Annotated in this window: 1 protein-coding gene; it reads left to right on the plus strand. The window is 70.4% G+C overall.

Annotated elements, in window-relative coordinates; all coding sequences use genetic code 11:
• On the plus strand, nucleotides 1–1,610 hold a 1,610-nt coding region (locus tag ACZ4LX_RS38105), incomplete at both ends, for a non-ribosomal peptide synthetase (protein WP_467721418.1).

Raw genomic sequence — 1,610 nt, forward strand, 5'->3', positions numbered from 1 at the left:
CCGGAGTTGTTCGAGGCGCGGGTGGCGCGGACGCCGGATGCGGTTGCTGTGGTGTTCGAGGGTGTTGAGGTGTCGTATGCGGAGTTGGATGCGCGTGCGAATCGTCTGGCGCGGTTGCTGGTGGCCCGGGGTGTGGGTCTGGAGTCCGTGGTGGGGGTGTGCCTGGAGCGCGGTGTCGATCTGGTGGTGGCGTTGCTGGGTGTGCTGAAGGCGGGGGCTGCGTATCTGCCGGTTGATCCGGCCTATCCGGCTGAGCGGGTGGAGTTCATGCTCGCGGACGCGGGTGTGGATGTGGTGGTGACCTGTCAGGGCGTGCGGGCGGTGGTGCCGCGGGGCCGGGAGGTGCTGGTGCTGGATGATCCGGCGACAGCGCGCGGACTGGCGGGCGTGGATTCGTCGCGACTGTCGGCCGTGGAGTGTGGGGGTGCGCTGCTGGTGGGGCATCCGGCGTGGGTGATCTATACCTCGGGGTCGACGGGTCGGCCCAAGGGTGTGGTCGTCTCGCACACGGGTGTGGGTTCGCTGGTGGCGGCGCAGGCCGAGCGTTTCGGGATCGATGAGACGAGCCGGGTGCTGCAGTTCGCGTCGGTCGGCTTCGACGCGGCGTCGGCGGAGGTCTGGGTGACTCTGTGCGCGGGTGCCCGCCTGGTGGTGGCGCCGGCCGGGGAACTGGTGCCGGGGGCCGGGCTGGTCGAGGTGGTGGCGCTGCATGGTGTCACGCATGCCACTTTGCCGCCGGCGGTGCTGGCAGTGCTGGATCCCCTGGAGGTGCCGTCGCTGGTGACGGTGGTGTCGGCGGGCGAGGCGCTCGCCGCGGAGTCGGTGGCCGTGTGGGGGGCCGGTCGGCGGCTGGTGAACGCCTACGGTCCGACGGAGTCGACGGTGTGCGTGTCGATGTCGCGTCCGCTGGCGGCGGGCGATGTGCCGGGTATCGGCGGACCGGTGTTCAACACACGTGTGCATGTGCTCGACCAGTGGCTGTCTCCCGTGCCTGTCGGTGTGGCCGGCGAGCTGTATGTGGCTGGTGCGGGTCTGGCGCGCGGGTACGTGGGCCGGGCCGGTCTGACGGCGGAGCGGTTCGTGGCCGGTCCGTTCGGTACGGCGGGCGAGCGGATGTACCGCACCGGGGATCTCGTGCGGTGGAACGCCGAGGGTCAGCTGGAGTACCTGGGCCGGGCGGACGAGCAGGTGAAGATCCGCGGCTTCCGTATCGAGCCCGGTGAGGTGCAGGCGGTCCTTGCCGGTCACCCGCAGGTCGCTCAGGCGGCGGTGATCGCCCGTGAGGACAGCCCCGGTGACAAGCGCCTGGTCGCCTACGTCGTCCCGGCCGAGGAATCCCAGGTGGGTGAACTCGCCGACGAAGCGCGACAGTTCGCCTCACTACACCTGCCGGAGTACATGGTCCCGTCTGCGGTGGTCGTCCTGGACGCGCTGCCCCTGACCGTGAACGGAAAGCTCGACCGCAAGGCCCTTCCGGCACCCGAGTACACGACCGGTTCCGGCCGTGGTCCCGCCACGGTCCGTGAGGAGATCCTGTGCGCGGCGTTCGCCGAGGTCCTCGGCGTCGACAGTGTCGGTGTCGATGACGACTTCTTCGCGCTCGGCGGCCA

It is taken from the genome of Streptomyces sp. NPDC026062 (assembly GCF_055568375.1).